Source organism: Flavobacterium sp. (assembly GCF_031537875.1).
Taxonomy (GTDB): Bacteria; Bacteroidota; Bacteroidia; order Flavobacteriales; family Flavobacteriaceae; genus Flavobacterium.
The window spans coordinates 23,977-40,869 of sequence record NZ_JAVKNB010000004.1 but is presented as its reverse complement, the minus strand read 5'-3'; the positions used below and the strand labels follow the sequence as shown (position 1 = coordinate 40,869).

The window sequence follows — 16,893 nt, the reverse complement described above, 5'->3', positions numbered from 1 at the left end:
GTACCAATACCCAGGTTATTAGTACTCCCATCAATATATAAGGCATTGCCGGCGGTGGTGGTAAACGTTAGTGTATTATTTCCTTGTGATACTACAGTGGCACCACTCAAGCTACCACTCCCTTTATAAATACCTCCTGCTCCTGATGCAACCTTGGTATTAGTAACTGCACCATCTGCAATCTTAGTAGTACTAATGGCTCCTGCGGCAATTACAGGTGCAGCCGCTGTTGTACCAGTACCCGCTAGGTCTCCGCCCAAAGAAGCCTTTGCATTCAATGCGGTTTGTGTAGCATTAGATATAGGTTTATTAGCATCAGTAGTATTATCAACATTGCCAAGACCTACATCTCCTTTAGTAAGAATAGTAAGCTTACCGGTCTTAGTTAATACTTGCTGCTGTGAAAAGGCTATAGCGCTAAACAAAAAACACGCCAGCAGAAATTTTCTTTTTTTCATAATTCCTATTTTTATAGTTTTTTTAATGGATCTATCCAAGCTCTAACAAAGACGAGGTAGATGGATAAATTGTTTTTGAGTCTACCACAATCTCTTTTATAACCCAAAAAAGTAATTAAGAAGTGTTTTAAAACACTTCTTAATTACTTAAAACTCTTTATTGGGAGACAAAAAAACAATAAAAAGGCTTAGTAAGAGTATTTAAATACGATTGTATCGGCTGTACTAAGATCAGAAGTAGTTAAAGTAACTACTGCTCCAGTAAGGGTATACCCTCCAAGATCAGTTGCAATACCATTTCTATATATAGTAAGAACATCAGTGTTTTTAGGGGTATTAGCCAACGTAAAACTGGATTGTAAATTAGCAGGGGTAAAAGTCTCTGTGGCATTATTAGTCGCCGTCATGGCTGCCCAAACCACAACACCACCAACATTAGTAGTCAATACTTGATTTGCAGTTCCGGGAGCAATTTTAGCTGCTGTTACATTAGCGTCAGCAATTTTAGCTGTTGTTACATTAGCGTCTTTAATTTTTATAGTTTCTACAGCATCATTCGCTAGTTTAGCAGTAGTTACTTTTAACGCCCCAATTTCAGGCGAAGTGGAAGTGCCGGCTAAGTCTCCCGCTAACTGAACTATACCCACAGCGCTAGTAGAGGCGGGAGTATTTACAGTAACTAATTTACCTGTTTTAGTTACGGCTAGATCTTGTGCATTTGCAAATGATAGACATCCTAGAGTTACCATTGTGCTTAAAAATAAATTTGTTTTCATTGTAAAATAGATTAAAATTGATTAAAATTGATTAAAATTGATTAGTAATTATATATAATTTCGATGCTGTCTCCTGCATCAATTTTATAATTTCCATTTGAGATTGAATTGTAATGCAATACATTCCCAGTATAACTTATTGCTGCATCAGGCACTCTAATCCCGTTTACAAACATTAAAGGGCTAGCTATAGGGACCTGCGCTAGGGTAATGTCTCTAGTGGTAGCTACAGTTGCTAGCGCAGTAAGAGATTGAGTAGCCGTATTTAAAGTAGCCGTACTTGAGGAGGGCTCCCATTGTGTCCCGTTGAACCGCAAGAACTGCCCATTAACTGGAGCTGTTGCTACCACTGGTATGGATTGTAGCCCCACCACACTAGGCGCAGCGGCGGTACCTGCTAAATCTCCTGCTAACTTAATTTTTCCAGTAGCTGTAGTAGTAGCGTCAGGAATAGTTTTTCCATCAACATAGGTTTTAACAGCACGCTCTGTTGGAAACAGTATATCTGAATTGTTGCCTAAAGTACCATCAGTACTCTTATTTGATGCGTTTTCTTTAAAAAGGAGCCCTTTGGTCACAAATTCAGTAGTTGCAAGTTGAGTACTGCTAGTCCCTGTTGGAGCGGTAGGGGCTGTGGGCACACCAGTTAGAGCTGCCGAATTAAAACTAGCCAGAGTTGCTAATGATGTATCTACATATCCTTTTATGGCTTTTACACTAGGGTATTTTATGTCTGATGTTCCATCAGTAGTAACATTTGTAGATAAATTAGAAGCTAATGCAAAATTATCTGGGTTTATAGCATCACTCCCTAGAGAGAAAGGTGTAGCCGTAAAGGGCTGATCGCTAACTTCTACAAAGCTATTACAAGCATTGCTAGTATCTATAGATACCACAAGTCCATTGGCCTGCTTATTCCAGTTAATTAATTCAAACGTAGCTACCGTACCTCCTATTCTAGTTCCTTTTCCTATTATGGTATTCACTATTCCAAAGGCATCTGTAGTTGTCTTTTGGGTTTCTATATAGACTCTATTTGAATTCTTATCTGTTATTTCAAATTTTAGACAAATCTCTTTGTTAGCATAAGGAATTAAACCATTATCCATACCTGGAAGAGTTTGCTGAGAGTATTGAGGATCGTAAATGACCGCCTGATAGGTTATTCCTTTAGTTTGAGAATGAGCCATTACTGCCACAACTAAAGCTAATACTAATGAGTAAATTGTTTTTTTCACGATTACTGTAATTTAAAATTAAATCCTAAATGAAAATTATGATTGATAAAATTGAATCCGTTCCCTTGATCTCGTCCAATAGAGGCTATAGAAAAAATATAGCCTAGATGCAAACTGCTCATCCCAGATAAAGGATAAGAAAAATCTACACCAGTAAAGGGTTGAATAATTATTTTTCTATAATCTGGATGGGAGGTTAAACTATAATTAATTCCACTTGCGTTTTCATATCCATAGACAAAAGCAGCGGCGTTTACACCTAGCATAGCATCCACCCGTAAACGCCCATTGTTGCAATCACACCAATCTTTATTTGGCGATTGATACAATCTAAAATTCAAACGTGGAGCTATTCCTATGTATTTAGTTTGCCAGAGATACTTAACAGCTGTTTTATCAATAGCATAAGTAGTATTGAACTCATTATAAGTAAGACCTAAAGCATAATCAACTCTAGCTTCTCCTTGATTAAACAAAATTCCTAGCTCATACGAATTGCCTGAATCAGCTATTAAATTTGAATTATTAATTAGATAACTAGGATTAGACACTTCCTTAGAGTAGTAATAATGAGTGTAATTCTTTCCCGAATTAAAATACACCTGTTGAGCGGTTATTCCTTGAAATAAAAAAAGGAGAGTTATGCTCAAAAACGATATTGGTTTCATTTTCATTGTTTAATAATTTTAGTACTATAATTAATGGTTTTTGTGTGAATAGATAATAGATACATTGCATTAGGTAAAGTGCCTAACTCTAGAGTTATAACATGGCTTTGAACCTGACAGTTTCCAGCATAGATTAACCTGCCCTGCATATCAAATAACTGCACTGGCAAAATAGAGTCCTTAAAACTCGTGGGCACAACCACTGTTATCGATGTACTAAATGGATTAGGGAAAACACTCAAATTAGTTGTAACGGGATTACTGATTGAATTTGATGTTTTGGCAACTAAGGCTTGCTGCTGAAAACCCTGCCCACCTATGTAACCACCTGTTAACACTCCAATAACAGTGGATTGACCTATTGTTTGAGTGATTACCATCCCGCTAGGCATAACAACTGAAGCGCCTTGTGCACTAAGCATTTGATGGTGTAGTGCCTGCGCATCTATTTTCAAAATAGAAAAAAAAATAATAAAATAGAGTTTATTCATTTGCGATAATTTTTACTGCAAATAACATATAGTGTTTCTTGAATTAAAAACCATTCTAAAAAAACAGTGACCGATTCTATAATTACAATGAACAAAAAACAAACATTGTTGAATTCGAATTAATCCTTTCTATCCTTTTGTGGATAATAAATCTCTAAACAGTCTATACCCAAACGTTAAAAATCTTCGCTTTTTGTTTCATCTTTAAAGTTTCGTGTATAGAGAAACCTATAAATTCTAAATGAACTAATGTTATAAAACAATTTGGTTGTAGTTGAACATAAACTAAAGCAAGAGGGTATAAGCACAATGCTCTAGCTACTTCAACAGGGGTTAAAGAGATTTTTTTATTGTTTTTCAATAAAAATAATTAGGATTTATACATCTTATTTATCCTCTAATTCAATATTAGAAGAATGGTTATTGAACGAACGTTATTAATCCAATATAAAAGGAGTTATTGTGAAAGTAAATAACAATAACTATCGATTGTATTGTATAGACTATTCATCTATAGAGAAGTAATCTAAGAGCGTATTTATTAAATTACTTTAAAAATTGTAAACTAATAGTAACTTGTAATCTAGAAATTAAAAAACAACAAGCATAGAGTTTGTTTACCTGAAGCACAGCCTGTCCTTAAAATTAAATTACCCCCATAGTTAATTTTGAGGTAACATTTTGTTGAATTGTAATTACAACTAGAGTAAATTGTCTGTTTGAGCAAGACTAAAGTGTAGGGATTAAACGGTAAAATTTATTTTTATTCCTCTATATTTAATTTAATCCAATAAAGAGCATAGTGAATTTAAAAAAGTAAGTAGTAGACTATGAAAAGAAATTTTAGTTAATAAAACTGAAAATATCGTTATTTTACTTTTTTTAAAACCTTCTTAGAATAAATAGTTAGACTTGTAAATTATTCTATCTTTGTTATATTCAAAAGGAGAGGTGCCAATAATCTCTTTAAAATTAATAAGAAAGGGGTTATAGGAAGCAAAGCCTACATGTTTTGCTAAAGTATCAAGTTTATTTGAATTAAGATACCCGTCATTAATCAATTGAACTGCAACATAAATACGTATTAATCTCTTGTAATCATTAAAGGATAATTTACAGTAAAACTTAAAAATAAAATCCAAATAATATTTAGGTAACCCTAGCTCCCTAGATAAGTCATAAATGGAATAACCAGGCTCTTTAAATGAGTTATTTATAACAGTAATTTTTTCAATATCATTTATGTAATATGATATTTTCTCTTTAATCTTATCAAAAAGTAATGCTTCTTTATCATTAGAAATTTCCCTATTCAGTTCGAGGCTCCATACTTTGCTAATACTCAATTTAGACAACTCATTGGAATCAGATTTTTTTTTCAAAAACGCGCTGCCATATAATAATTCAGGAGTAGTGATAACTTTGAAATAACCTATTAAAAAAACAATTAAAAGCCCAATTTCAAGCGAGAGAGTTACGACATCTCTTGTTTGTATCCATAAATAAAAAGCCTCAGAAATATAAAAATGAAACAATACTATTAACATCATTTTAAAAATAAAAGTAGACCAATTATTAACTATTGAGTTGGTTTTTTTTTGATTACTACTAAAATTCCAAATATGTTTTTTAAGAATATTATAGGATTTAAAAACATATATCAAAGTATAAAGAATAAAAAAAACATACAGTATTATTTTAATTACTGAATTTTTCAAATATAATTCAGTTCCTAAATAGTGATAAAACAGGGAAGGAATTATGAAATACAAAATATCTTTCTTCTCAAAATATTTAACATCAAATATAATTTTTTCAAAAAAAAGATAGACTGAAGGAGTTAAAATCAGTATAATTTGACTATAATTTATATTCCAAAAATCACTGATTTCAATATAAGGTTTCAAATTATTTAATCCATATAAAATTAAGTAAAGACACAATAATATAGAAGTGAAAATTATATAAATATTTAAAACTCTATTGGTTTTAAACCAAACCGTCATAACGATTGTACTTAAAAAAACAATCGTTCCTACCAAAATAAAAAAAATGTAGATGAACATACTAAAATAATTACTTTATGGGGTTAAGGGAAATAATTTATTTATTTTAAGAATCGAAAAAATATTTTTATTAGTACTAAAATTATAATAACTTTAAGGATGAGTAAAAGCAAATTTATATTAAGCAAGCAAAAATAGCCTATACCTCAATTGATTTATTCTAATAACATTCACTGTAATTTAAGAATTACTAATTGTATTTTATAAATACTTAGTGTTTTTAAAATATTTTTCTGCTACCTTACTATAAAAATTCGTAGTTGAACCAAATCAGTATTTTATCAATGCTTTCTCAATTTTTCTAACTAATTCAAAATAGTCTTTTTTTATACTGTCTGCAGAAATACTATTTCTATCTCCTTTAATACATTGCCTAACATATCGTTTTGATATTTTGAACTTAACAGAAATTGCGTTTACAGCGATAACATTGTACGAATTGTTTTTTTTTGTGTTATTTTTGCCCATTGCTCTGATTGTTTCTTTAAACGAAACAAATATAATTCAAATTATTTGATAAAATTCAAATTATTTGATAAAATAAAAACAAGATATGATTTATTTCCAGAAAAACTTGTCTTTTTTAAGGTCAAAAAAAAATTGACTCTTACTAAAATTGCTTCAGAACTTGGGTTTTCTCCTTCGCAATGGAATAATTATGAATTAGGTTTTTCATTTCCTAAATTTTTAGATTTAATAAAAATATCCAAATATTTTGAAATCTCTGAGTCTATATTAATACATACAGATATTCAAACTACTCCAATTGACACAACTGAAGAATCTGAAAGGAATAAAGAAAGTATTATCGTACTTCAAAACAAAATAATACAAATGCAAGAAGATAAAATTAAAGAATTACAGATGGATTTAGATAACTTAAAAAACACGAAGGCAAAATAACAGCACTACCAAAATTAGTAATGTGTGATAACTAATATTGGCTATAAACATATAAATTACCATATTGAAAATCAGTGTTTAAGTTGATTTTTATGATAAAAAGGGGTAATGTATCAAAATTAGTGATAGCTATAAATATATATGTTACTACATTGATAATCAAGATTTAAGTCAAAATATTTTACAAAAGGAGAGGCTGTATGTCTTTCCTTTTGTATATTTAATATCTCTTAAATCTTTTATAATGGCTTTTCATCAGTCTTCGTATATCACAAAATTAGTGATACTAAAATTTGCCCTCATTGTACTGCTCCTACACTTATTAAAAATTGGTTTACTGCTAACCAAAAACAACAATAATATTGTAAGACATGTACGAAACGGTGTATTGATTTTTATTGAAGTAAATGTATTTAGAGTCAAGAAAAACGTTATTAGTTTTGCTGTTGGTTCAAGATCCAAGAAAATGTTAAATCAAGTCATTCAAACGGCTTTACTTTCCAATCCCAAAAGGATTTATACTGATGGGTTGAATCTCTATAAATTTTTAATTCATAAAACTATTCATTAAGTCACTCGCTTTGGAACCAATAGAATTGAAAGAAAAAATCTGAGCCTTCGTACACATTTAAAACGTCTCAATAGAAGGTCAATTTGTTTTTCCAAAAATTTGATTATACTCAATGCAGTGTTAAGGATTTATTTTTGGTTGTAGTTTTTTTAATTTTTAAACCTAAACATTATTTATAAAATGATTCTAACGTTCCGGCGCTTGGCGAGGTTGCGAACTTCGGAACTGATTATTTTCTGTTAAAGATAAAATTTCTTGCGAAATGTAAACGTGAATTTACTACAAAATTCGTAATCTTGCCAAACGCCTGTTGGCAGTAGTTTATTTTATTATTTCGTTTAGAGAATTTTCTAAATCTTCAACGTTTTTAACTTTACAGGTTTTTATTAATTTTGATTTACTTCCATAATATTCAAATAGGAATTTTGATTTTAGGTAACATTTATTGTCGTTAGTTATAAATGCTTTACAAATTGAACCATAAGCTGAATGTTTTGAATCATTCAATAAATTGTCAAAACCTTGATTTTCATTCATTGCATCTGGATAAAAACCTATTAAATCTAAATTCATATATGCAGTCATATAATAGTCAATATGTGTTAAAGGATTGTTTTTTGTATCTCCTCTTAGATTTAAACCATACTCGATAAATTCCTGAAGAGAATTAGTTAATCCAATCATTTTAATTAGTTCATCGAGTTGTGATGGTGAAAAATTGCAAATGTTCTTCGGGTCAGTTTTGAAATGATTTTGAATAATTCCATCTCTAATTCCGCCCCAATTATCTGTAATATGTTTTACTGCAATCTGAAATTGCATTAGCACAGAATCTGAATTATCATAAACATTTTGATTATAAAACTCTTTTGGATTTCGTATTTCAACATCAACATAATCTCTTCCAAAATATTTTACAATTGTTAAATCTTTGGTCTTTTTTGAGAGATATTCTAAGTCATTATTTCTTAATGAAGTATTAGAAGTTTTACTCAAATCTCCTAAATGTGCGTCAGAATAAACTATCGTTATTTTATCTGCGTTTTCTTTAAGAAATTTATCCAATATGATGTGCGTTTCTAACTTCGGTTCTTTTAGAATCGAAAATAAATTCCAATCGATGTATACTAAATCTTTTATTTCCACTACGATTTTTGTTAAATTACTGCCAACACCCAAATATACGCATTGCGTACATTCGAATTTACAAACATGCGTACATCCATTTTTTTTGTTAAGTAATGTAATGTCACTAACACACTATTTCAGTATCAAAAACAAAAAATATGACAACAAATTAATTTAATTGACGCAAGTTTATTATTTTTCCAATCCCAACCCAAATCGATTGTTATGAATATTCAAGATTATTTACAACGCTATACTGAGCGTTTACAAATTCAACGATACAGCCCCTCCTCTATCAAGAACTACACTAGTAACTTATTTCAATTTTTAACGAATGCTTCATGCCAATTTACTACTGCTGAAGAAATTGATATAGTTGCTATTGAAAAATATATTTTCTGGAAAATCAAAAAAGATAACATTAGTACCTCTCATCAACGCATCATTTTGGCTAGTATTGCTAAATTTTATGAGCTGGTTATAGAAAAAAGAATCAATCTAAAACATCTTTACCCACAAAGGAAAGAACACAAAATACCCAATTATTTAACATTTGCCGAAATAACAAAACTCATTGATGTAACTTCTAATTTAAAACACAAAAGCATCATCATGTTATTATACTCTGGTGGCTTGCGCCTTAGCGAAGTCATTAATTTGAAAATAGCTGATATTGATTCTAGCTCCATGACTATTACTATTCGTCAAGCTAAAGGCAAGAAAGACCGTCAAGTAATGCTGTCAGAGAAATTTTTACTAATTCTAAGACAATATTACTTAAAGTATAAGCCTAGCTCTTTTTTGTTTGAAGGACAAAATAGCTTACAATACTCAGGAAGAAGTATTCAACAAATAGTGAAAGAAAGCGCTACAAAATCAGGTTTAAACAAACCCGTTTCTCCTCATATTCTTCGACATAGTTTTGCAACCCATTTACTGGAATCAGGTACAGATATTCGCTATATTCAAGAACTTTTAGGGCACAATCATTTAAAAACCACCGAAATTTATACACATATGACTGATGTAGCAAAAAACAAGATTAAAAGCCCTTTAGATAGATTGTAGGATTATAAGTTAAACCAATGACCTTAAATTCATTTTTAAGGTCATTTTTTATTTTATATTGAACCCATAACCCTCAGAAAATCAATCACTTGATTCGATTTTAAATCTATATCGCCCACCGATAGAAACTCCTTAAGAAATTAAGGAGTTTTTTTCATGTCTTCTACCTACTTTTTATAGTATATTAAAATTGACTCTTTTTAGTTAGCCAATTTTATTACTAACTTTGGCAAAAATTCAAGCCATTGAAGCCACAGCGCTTCCTTAACTTAAAATTAAAAACTACACACAACTAACAATAAATTACAATGTCAGTAATCACTCAGAAAAAAAGCATTCCTAATGGCGTCATGTTAAACGCTTATCCAGACAGTATTGGTCACAATTTACATGATATCGTGAGCATGCTTCAACTGCCCGAATTCAAGAATACTTTTTCTCTTTTTTATGTGTTACCTACTTTTTTCAATAGCGACTTAGACCGAGGATTTTCTATTGTTAACTACGATATTAACGAAGAATTAGTGTCAAAACAAGATATTGAAGCTCTAAAAGAATTGAATATCCAATTGAAATTTGACATTGTTTTAAATCACTTATCGGTTGCCTCACCTCAATTTAAAGACCTAATTGCCAACGGAGATCAATCCAAATTTAAAGACTTTTTTATTGATTGGAATGAATTCTGGAAAGGCAACGGAACACTTGGTGAAGATGGTATCATTGTTCCAAAAAAAGAATATTTGGATAAATTATTTATGCGAAAATCAGGATTGCCAATCCTGAAAATTGTATTCCCTGACGGACAAGAAAGACCATATTGGAATACATTCTACCAAAAAATAACATTTCAAAAAACAAATAGTGCCGATCTAGCCGCTATACCGACTATGAATCCTGAGAAATCAGCTATCATTTGCGAAAAAATAAATAGCGCTATTGAAGCGAATGAAGATGTTCAAACTTTAGATTTAGGTTTCGGAAACGAAATCAACACTGAGGTAGTAAAAATTGTAAACAGTAAACGCGAGTATTTAGGACAAATGGATGTGAATGCCAATTCGCCTTTAGTTTGGGAATTCTACGAAGATGTTTTAGCTAAAGTAGCGAGTTATGGTGGTCAAATTCTTCGATTAGACGCCTTTGCTTATTTACACAAAGCTATTGGCGAAAGTAACTTCTTCAACAAACCTGGGACTTGGGATTATTTGGCACGAATCAATGAAATTGCTCAAAGAAATAATTTAAAATTACTACCTGAAATTCATGCAGAATATGGTTTACACCTTCACGATGAAGTAGCTAAAGAAGGCTATGCTATTTATGACTTCTTCTTACCTGGTTTGTGTATTCACGCTATCGAAAAAGGAACCAATAAAGCATTGATTACTTGGGCAAAAGAAATTGTTGCCAAAGGATTAAAAACCGTAAACATGTTGGGTTGCCACGATGGAATTCCAGTTTTAGACCTAAAAGGAAAAGAGGTGGATGGTGTGTACCAAAAAGGGTTGTTAGAAGATGCCGAAATAGAAGAATTGATGAACCTCATCATTGATCGCGGTGGTTTGGTTAAAAACCTATACGGTGCCGACGGTAAAAAAATATCGTACTATCAAGTCAACGCCACGTATTTTAGCGCTTTGGGTGAAAACGAACAAAAATTATCCTTGGCTCGAGCCATTCAACTTTTTATGCCAGGAATCCCTCAAATTTGGTACTTGGATATTTTTGCTGGTGCCAATGATTATGTTGGAGTAGAAAAAGCAGGAAAAGATGGTCATAAAGAAATCAATCGAACCACTTTGAGTGTAGCTGATATTAAAGCAGGCTTACAAAAAGAAGTCGTTCTGAAACAGTTAGATATGCTACGCCTACGCAATACTTCTAAAGCGTTCTCAGGAAGCTTAGAATTTGGGGATGCTTCCGAAAATGAGTTGAACTTAATTTGGAGAAACGAAAACGAGTTGGCACAATTAAAAGGCAATCTTACAACACATGAATTTACGATTCAATACACCGATTCAGGTGAATTGAAAAACTTATAATTAAAAAAAACTCCTTAATTTCTTAAGGAGTTTTTTATTGTTTGTACAATCTAATAATGATTTTTTATTTCACGCTATTATTTTCAATGATTTTCTTTCGATGTTGAACACCCCACTTATGCAATGCTTCAACAACTTCCGAAAGCGTTTCACTATAGGGTGTTAATGCGTATTCTACACTTACTGGCTTAGTGTCACAAACGGTTCTTGTTACCAACCCATTCATTTCAAGTTCTTGTAATTCTTTCGACAATATTCTAGGACTTATTCCCGCTTCTCGAGACAACTCCCTAAATCTCCTTTTACCATCGGTTAAAATTGATATTAAAATCAATTTCCACTTGCCACCAACCATGTCTAATGTGTCTTGAATTGCTAGCCTAGCCTTTACGCAAGACTCATCATCTGCTTTTTCACATGTACTTCTTGTATGCATAGTATTCTTTTTGTTACTGGTATCCTTTATGTAATAGGTTACAAATTTACAATAATTGTATATAAATTTGCAGCATAAAAAACAAAATTATGATACAGAAAACAACAAAAATCATCAAATGGGTAATTACGTATTCTTTAACGGCTCTTTTTATAATGAGTGCAATTATGAAAATAATAAAAAATGAAGGAGCTGTTCAACAAGCTACTTCCATTGGTATCAATGCTAGTACTAATCAAATATTAGGTATTATCGAACTTATTTCAGCTATTCTTTTTGTAATTCCTAGAACTGGAGTTTTAGGTTCACTTCTTTTAATATCTTACATGGGAGGTGCAATTGCAACGCATCTCGAACATGGACAATCTGTTTTAATGGTGATTGTTATTCAAACATTAATTTGGGTTTCTGCCGGAATTCGATTTAATGAATTAAGCAATCGTTTGTTTTCGAAAAACTAATAAAATTGCTCCAAACATTACAAGAGAAATACAAGTACGGACAAAATTTAAAAATCAAATGAAATTCCTAAACAAAATACAAGTTATATTTATACTATTAATTTCGATTATCAGCTGGAATAGTTATTCGCAAGATGAACATCCAAAAAAACCGCCAATAAATACTGAGATTTTACTCAGTAATCGTGGCATGACCCTCCAAATGATAATTAATAAAAATTTTCAAACTATTCCCAAGTTAGGTTTTTTCAGTGTGACCAATTTAGTTGGAGAATGGAATACTAATCAAGTCAATGATTATATGACACAAGCCAGTTTAACATTTGAGATTGCTAAAGGATTTAAACTTAGTAGCGGCTTCCATCTTACCCCCGTAACAGGCATAAGACCTAGTGCTGGTTTAATTTATTCTTTCGCAAATCAAAATTGGTTAGTCGTTTCTAATCCAAGAGTAGATTTAGCTAAAGATGTCAATGTTGAAGAACTTCTTTTAGTTGAATACAAACCAAAAATTAACGATAAACTACATTTTTATTCCAGAATCCAATGTTTGTATGGTTATAACACATCAAGTCACGAACACTCACGTAGTTATGTTAATACTCGTGCTGGTATTACTTATAGAGAATTCTCTTTCGGAGCAGGAACAAATATCGATTATTATGGACCAATGAAACATAATGAGAACAGCTTTGGAGGATTTGTAAGCTTTCTATTATTTTAATCTAAAAAGTATGTTACAGAAAATAGACGAAACTGCAATGTTAGGCAGAGGGCCAATAAGAGTGCTTTACCCAGGTTTAAAAATTAACCCTAATGATACAGGAATCGGAAGTATAGGTAGAATTGACCATGCCCTTTTTATAGGAAATCAAATAGTGCCGATGCACCAACACGTTAATGATGAAATTCTTTCTTACTTTAGAAGTGGAAAAACAGAGCATCGAGATTCTGAAGGTATTGTAGAGTTTATTGGCAAAAACAAACTAATGTTAATGAAGGCGGGACATTCATTCTTTCATGAAGAAAAAATGATTGATGAAGGCGAGCCGATGGAAGGACTACAAATATTTATAAGACCAGGTGTAAAAGACTTAAATCCCGAAGTGCTATTTCTTGATTTAGACGAAACATATAGTATAAATAAATGGAGACTATTAGCTTCTCCAACATCTGAAACTAAATTTAAGTTTAGTAGCCAAACATGGATATACGATATAAAAGTATTGAATAACAATAGTATCCAACTACCAGAAATTGACACTCGAAACCTTACTTTTTTACTTTATGTTTTCAACGGAAATGCAACGATTAACAATAATATTGTTTTAAACAAGAAGGAATGTTTATTAATCAAAAACGAAGATATCTGGATTGCAGCGGATTCAGAAATAGAGCTAGTATTATTTGCAACTAACGAGGATGCAAACTTTTTTGCCGATGGAATGTTTAGCGGAAACAAAATGAATTAATAGAACTCTAAACAAAACTCCTTAATTTCTTAAGGAGTTTTTTATTGTTTAAAATTTAGGCTTTCAACCACAACACATCATACGCACTAATAAAAGTACTTTGATTGATTGCTACTCGGCTATCCGTAATTAAGTCATGTAATTCGGTAAAATTGTTGTTGCCAAAAATATCTTTTTCAAAAACGGTATCAAATTCAGAGAAGTTGGCAATTACATACACCTCTCCTCCTTGATTATCGGTTTTCTTATACACCAACAAATGACTATTGGCACAATCTAAAAATTCCAAATCATTGTTGTCAGCAAATGCAGGAGTTTCCTTCCGAATGGCAATTAATTTTTTCAATTGGTTGTACACCTGAGTGGGCGCCATAGTCGAAGAAGACAAACCGGCAACTACTCCCCAATTCATAGGTGAACGATGCAACCAACGGTTATCATACTTTTTACTTTTATCCTCTAAATAACTATAATTATTAGGGGTTGCAATTTCGTCTCCGCTATAAATCATGGGTAAACCTCCCAAGGATAAAATAATAGCGTGTTGCAAATTAATTCGCTTTACAGCCAAGTAGATTTCGTTCCCATTATTATCACTCACTGCTTTTTCTAAACCACATAAAGCGGCTAAGGAACCCGAAATTCGAGCCTTCCCAGTTTCTGGTTCGGTCATAAAACGTTGCCCTAGAGCAGCACTCCCATTAAATCCATCACAGAAATATTGCAAAATATAAAGTCGATGCGCCAAGCTATCAAATCCCAAATGTTGGACCAATTCATCATCAAATCCCAACCCAATATCATCGTGACAACGGGCATAATTAATCCAAGTAGTATTACGAGGTTTTGCAGGTACGGCTTTCATTGATTTTTTAATCAATTCGGTACTTCGAGTTGCCATCGCTTCCCAACTCAATGCCATAAAATTAGCATTATAGGCAATATCACATTCGTCACCGGCAGCATTTCCCTGTCCAAAATAGTTGATGATTTCTTCTGGTTGAACAATAGCTTCGGCAATATACGCTACCCCGGGCGCTACAATTTGTCCACACAATTTAAATAATTGCAATAATAAATGCACTTCGGGTAAATTTTGATTGTATTTACCTATCTCTTTCCACATGAATGCTACGGCATCCAAACGAAAAATATCAATCCCTTTATTAGACCAATACAACATCGTATCAATCATTTCTATTAAGACCATAGGATTTTTGTAATTCAAATCCCATTGATAGCCATAAAACAAAGTCATGACCCATTGATTACTTTCGGGTAAATAACTGAAGTTCCCCGGAGCTGTATCTGGGAAAATTTCGGTCATCGTTTTTTCATATTCATCAGGCAAGCTACGGTCTGGAAAAAAATAGAAAAAATCTTTGTATTTAGGATGTCCTTTACTTCCCTCAACCGCCCATTCGTGTTCAGAAGCACAATGATTTAACACAAAATCCATAACTAAATTCATGTCGTTTTTTTGAAACTCTTCTACCAGAGATTCAAAATCTTCCATGGTTCCAAATTTTGGATTCACTTTACGATAATCGCGTACAGCATAACCACCATCGTTTTCAAATTCTGGCACATCTAAAAAGGGCATTAGATGAATGGTATTAATCCCCAAATCTTTAAAATAAGGTATCTTCTCTTTCAAACCATTGAAATCTTGATTAAAGAGATCTACATAGAGCATCATCCCTACTATCTTCTCACTCGAATACCAGTTAGGATGAGCCACACGTTCTAAATCACGTTTCTTTTGATGTGCAGATCGAGACTCAAAATGTCTCACTAAAGTAGATAGCAATTCTTCAAATGCTTCAGCCCCGTATGGGCTATTGGCATACAACTGTTGGAACAAATCTGTTATGATAGGTATATTTGCTCCCATTCGTAATTGAAAATTGGAATCTGATACTTTATGTTTATCCAAGAATTTCTTCAGTTTCGATAACTTTTCTGCTTGTTGCATCCTTTATGCTTTTGATTAACCTTTAATTGATAAATATCGAATTGAAATATAATAAAAAAAGTATTTCCTAAATAAAAACATTTGAAAAAATATTGAGTTTAAAAAAAGTAAGTTAAATTAATGGGTATAACAAAAAAAGGGTTGTCTTTTCAGACAACCCTTTTTTTTAAATCATTATTATAATTACCAACCTTGGTGCAAACCAATTTTCAACACTTCTTCGTAACGTTCTTTATCAAACGAATAGAGATTGGGCGCTTTGTGAGCCACATTGCTTTTCTTTTCATCTAATTTGGTTAAAATTCCTATCGAAGTAATTTTTCGAAGGAAATTACGACGATCTAATTTTCTCCCCAAAATAGTTTCATATAATTTTTGTAATTCTGGAATGGTGAATTTCTCGGGTAACAAATTATAACCTACAGGCACTAAATTCAATTCCATTCGGAGGGTATCAAGCGCCTTATCGAATATTTCTTTATGATCTAAAATCAAATCAGGAACAGCATTACAATCAATCCACTCCACTATTTCATTATTCCCTTCAGGTTGGGGAACGGCTTGTAAAAAATCGACTAAAGCATAATAACCGATTGTCACAAATCGGCTTCGGTACCATGTTGCTTGTTCCTTATCAATACCATAAAACTGTAAAACAGAATCACTAAAAGTGGTTGGATTTCTATTGACTTGGCCAAAAGTAGCAAACTGCCTTAAAAAAATACCTTTTAAACCAGTACGCCCATGTAATACATTTACTGCTCCTTCATCTATACTTTCGTCAACACTTACAAAGCCTCCAGGCAAAGCCCATTGTTCGTTGTATTTTGTTTTAATCAACAATACTTTCAACTGATTGTCGTGAAATCCAAAAATTACACAATCAATCGACAATCCCGGTTGATATTGTTCTTTATTTGCTAAAACTCCTCTTAACATCTATTTAATTCTGTATTTCTCACTATTAATAATCATTCATTTTACTAATGAATTGGACGAATATACTATTTAAAACAATAGTTCACAAAATTCAGTTTAAAAGTTTTGTTTTAAAATTTGATTCAAAAACAAAAAAAATGTACATTGCGTCAAAATTACACAATAAGAATTTCACACTAACTATTAATTAACCGAATT

At 31.9% G+C, this 16,893-nt stretch carries 17 protein-coding genes; 7 read left to right on the top strand and 10 right to left on the bottom strand.

Features of this window, described 5'->3' with window-relative positions:
- The 6 genes from RMR09_RS01590 to RMR09_RS01565 all read right to left on the bottom strand — a co-directional run.
- A partial coding sequence (locus RMR09_RS01590; protein ID WP_310594088.1) for a hypothetical protein occupies positions 1–425 on the bottom strand: 425 nt, incomplete at its 3' end.
- Between the two features lie 221 nt (positions 426–646).
- The gene (locus RMR09_RS01585) at positions 647–1,234 is read right to left on the bottom strand and encodes a hypothetical protein (RefSeq protein WP_310594087.1); all 588 of its coding nucleotides are present in this window, start codon (positions 1,232–1,234) and stop codon (positions 647–649) included.
- Between the two features lie 41 nt (positions 1,235–1,275).
- The gene (locus tag RMR09_RS01580; protein WP_310594086.1) at positions 1,276–2,472 is read right to left on the bottom strand and encodes a hypothetical protein; all 1,197 of its coding nucleotides are present in this window, start codon (positions 2,470–2,472) and stop codon (positions 1,276–1,278) included.
- A gap of 2 nt (positions 2,473–2,474) precedes the next feature.
- Positions 2,475–3,146 carry a hypothetical protein gene (locus RMR09_RS01575; protein WP_310594085.1) on the bottom strand — a complete coding sequence of 224 codons (672 nt, stop codon included), beginning with the start codon at positions 3,144–3,146 and terminating at the stop codon, positions 2,475–2,477.
- Complete coding sequence (locus RMR09_RS01570) at positions 3,143–3,631, bottom strand: T9SS type A sorting domain-containing protein (RefSeq protein ID WP_310594084.1); 489 nt, start codon at positions 3,629–3,631, stop codon at positions 3,143–3,145. The genes RMR09_RS01575 and RMR09_RS01570 overlap by 4 nt, the downstream gene beginning before the upstream one ends.
- Before the next feature lie 893 nt (positions 3,632–4,524).
- Entirely contained in the window at positions 4,525–5,673 is a 1,149-nt protein-coding gene (locus RMR09_RS01565) for a hypothetical protein (RefSeq protein ID WP_310594083.1), read from the bottom strand.
- 537 nt (positions 5,674–6,210) lie between these two features.
- Between RMR09_RS01565 and RMR09_RS01560 the strand changes: the two genes are divergently transcribed.
- The gene (locus RMR09_RS01560) at positions 6,211–6,600 is read left to right on the top strand and encodes a helix-turn-helix transcriptional regulator (RefSeq protein ID WP_310594082.1); all 390 of its coding nucleotides are present in this window, start codon (positions 6,211–6,213) and stop codon (positions 6,598–6,600) included.
- Between the two features lie 595 nt (positions 6,601–7,195).
- Positions 7,196–7,315: an IS1 family transposase gene (locus RMR09_RS01555; protein ID WP_409070947.1), complete on the top strand. Its 120-nt coding sequence runs from the start codon at positions 7,196–7,198 to the stop codon at positions 7,313–7,315.
- A gap of 177 nt (positions 7,316–7,492) precedes the next feature.
- Here the strand turns inward: RMR09_RS01555 and RMR09_RS01550 are convergent, their stop codons facing one another.
- Entirely contained in the window at positions 7,493–8,317 is an 825-nt protein-coding gene (locus tag RMR09_RS01550) for a hypothetical protein (RefSeq protein ID WP_310594081.1), read from the bottom strand.
- A 207-nt stretch (positions 8,318–8,524) separates the two neighbouring features.
- Between RMR09_RS01550 and RMR09_RS01545 the strand changes: the two genes are divergently transcribed.
- Both RMR09_RS01545 and RMR09_RS01540 read left to right on the top strand, forming a co-directional pair.
- Positions 8,525–9,367, top strand: a complete 843-nt coding sequence (locus RMR09_RS01545) for a tyrosine-type recombinase/integrase (protein WP_310594080.1) — start codon at positions 8,525–8,527, stop codon at positions 9,365–9,367.
- Positions 9,368–9,675: 308 nt separating this feature from the next.
- Positions 9,676–11,412, top strand: coding sequence for a glycosidase (locus RMR09_RS01540; protein WP_310594079.1), 1,737 nt, complete (start codon positions 9,676–9,678; stop codon positions 11,410–11,412).
- Positions 11,413–11,476: 64 nt separating this feature from the next.
- On the opposite strand, the gene RMR09_RS01535 is transcribed toward RMR09_RS01540, so the two are convergent.
- Positions 11,477–11,848: a helix-turn-helix domain-containing protein gene (locus tag RMR09_RS01535; RefSeq protein ID WP_310594078.1), complete on the bottom strand. Its 372-nt coding sequence runs from the start codon at positions 11,846–11,848 to the stop codon at positions 11,477–11,479.
- Between the two features lie 89 nt (positions 11,849–11,937).
- Here RMR09_RS01535 and RMR09_RS01530 point away from each other — a divergent pair, with 89 nt between their 5' ends.
- The 3 genes from RMR09_RS01530 to RMR09_RS01520 are packed head-to-tail and all read left to right on the top strand — an operon-like array spanning position 11,938 to position 13,781.
- Positions 11,938–12,309: a DoxX family protein gene (locus tag RMR09_RS01530; RefSeq protein WP_310594077.1), complete on the top strand. Its 372-nt coding sequence runs from the start codon at positions 11,938–11,940 to the stop codon at positions 12,307–12,309.
- Positions 12,310–12,367: 58 nt separating this feature from the next.
- Positions 12,368–13,033 carry a hypothetical protein gene (locus RMR09_RS01525; protein WP_310594076.1) on the top strand — a complete coding sequence of 222 codons (666 nt, stop codon included), beginning with the start codon at positions 12,368–12,370 and terminating at the stop codon, positions 13,031–13,033.
- A 10-nt stretch (positions 13,034–13,043) separates the two neighbouring features.
- The gene (locus tag RMR09_RS01520; protein WP_310594075.1) at positions 13,044–13,781 is read left to right on the top strand and encodes a pirin family protein; all 738 of its coding nucleotides are present in this window, start codon (positions 13,044–13,046) and stop codon (positions 13,779–13,781) included.
- A gap of 55 nt (positions 13,782–13,836) precedes the next feature.
- On the opposite strand, the gene RMR09_RS01515 is transcribed toward RMR09_RS01520, so the two are convergent.
- Together RMR09_RS01515 and RMR09_RS01510 are read right to left on the bottom strand one after the other, a co-directional pair.
- Complete coding sequence (locus RMR09_RS01515) at positions 13,837–15,756, bottom strand: amylosucrase (protein WP_310594074.1); 1,920 nt, start codon at positions 15,754–15,756, stop codon at positions 13,837–13,839.
- A gap of 183 nt (positions 15,757–15,939) precedes the next feature.
- Positions 15,940–16,695 (bottom strand): NrtR DNA-binding winged helix domain-containing protein, encoded by a 756-nt coding sequence (locus RMR09_RS01510; RefSeq protein ID WP_310594073.1) that lies wholly within the window; start codon positions 16,693–16,695, stop codon positions 15,940–15,942.
- Positions 16,696–16,893 lie beyond the last annotated feature (198 nt).

Excerpts from the sequence above, each read along its gene's own strand:
- RMR09_RS01525 (WP_310594076.1), top strand. The coding sequence starts at position 12,368 with ATGAAATTCCTAAACAAAATACAAGTTATATTTATACTATTAATTTCG.
- RMR09_RS01520 (WP_310594075.1), top strand. The coding sequence starts at position 13,044 with ATGTTACAGAAAATAGACGAAACTGCAATGTTAGGCAGAGGGCCAATA.
- RMR09_RS01530 (WP_310594077.1), top strand. The coding sequence starts at position 11,938 with ATGATACAGAAAACAACAAAAATCATCAAATGGGTAATTACGTATTCT.
- RMR09_RS01570 (WP_310594084.1), bottom strand. The coding sequence starts at position 3,631 with ATGAATAAACTCTATTTTATTATTTTTTTTTCTATTTTGAAAATAGAT.
- RMR09_RS01585 (WP_310594087.1), bottom strand. The coding sequence starts at position 1,234 with ATGAAAACAAATTTATTTTTAAGCACAATGGTAACTCTAGGATGTCTA.
- RMR09_RS01540 (WP_310594079.1), top strand. The coding sequence starts at position 9,676 with ATGTCAGTAATCACTCAGAAAAAAAGCATTCCTAATGGCGTCATGTTA.
- RMR09_RS01545 (WP_310594080.1), top strand. The coding sequence starts at position 8,525 with ATGAATATTCAAGATTATTTACAACGCTATACTGAGCGTTTACAAATT.
- RMR09_RS01575 (WP_310594085.1), bottom strand. The coding sequence starts at position 3,146 with ATGAAAATGAAACCAATATCGTTTTTGAGCATAACTCTCCTTTTTTTA.
- RMR09_RS01535 (WP_310594078.1), bottom strand. The coding sequence starts at position 11,848 with ATGCATACAAGAAGTACATGTGAAAAAGCAGATGATGAGTCTTGCGTA.
- RMR09_RS01510 (WP_310594073.1), bottom strand. The coding sequence starts at position 16,695 with ATGTTAAGAGGAGTTTTAGCAAATAAAGAACAATATCAACCGGGATTG.
- RMR09_RS01515 (WP_310594074.1), bottom strand. The coding sequence starts at position 15,756 with ATGCAACAAGCAGAAAAGTTATCGAAACTGAAGAAATTCTTGGATAAA.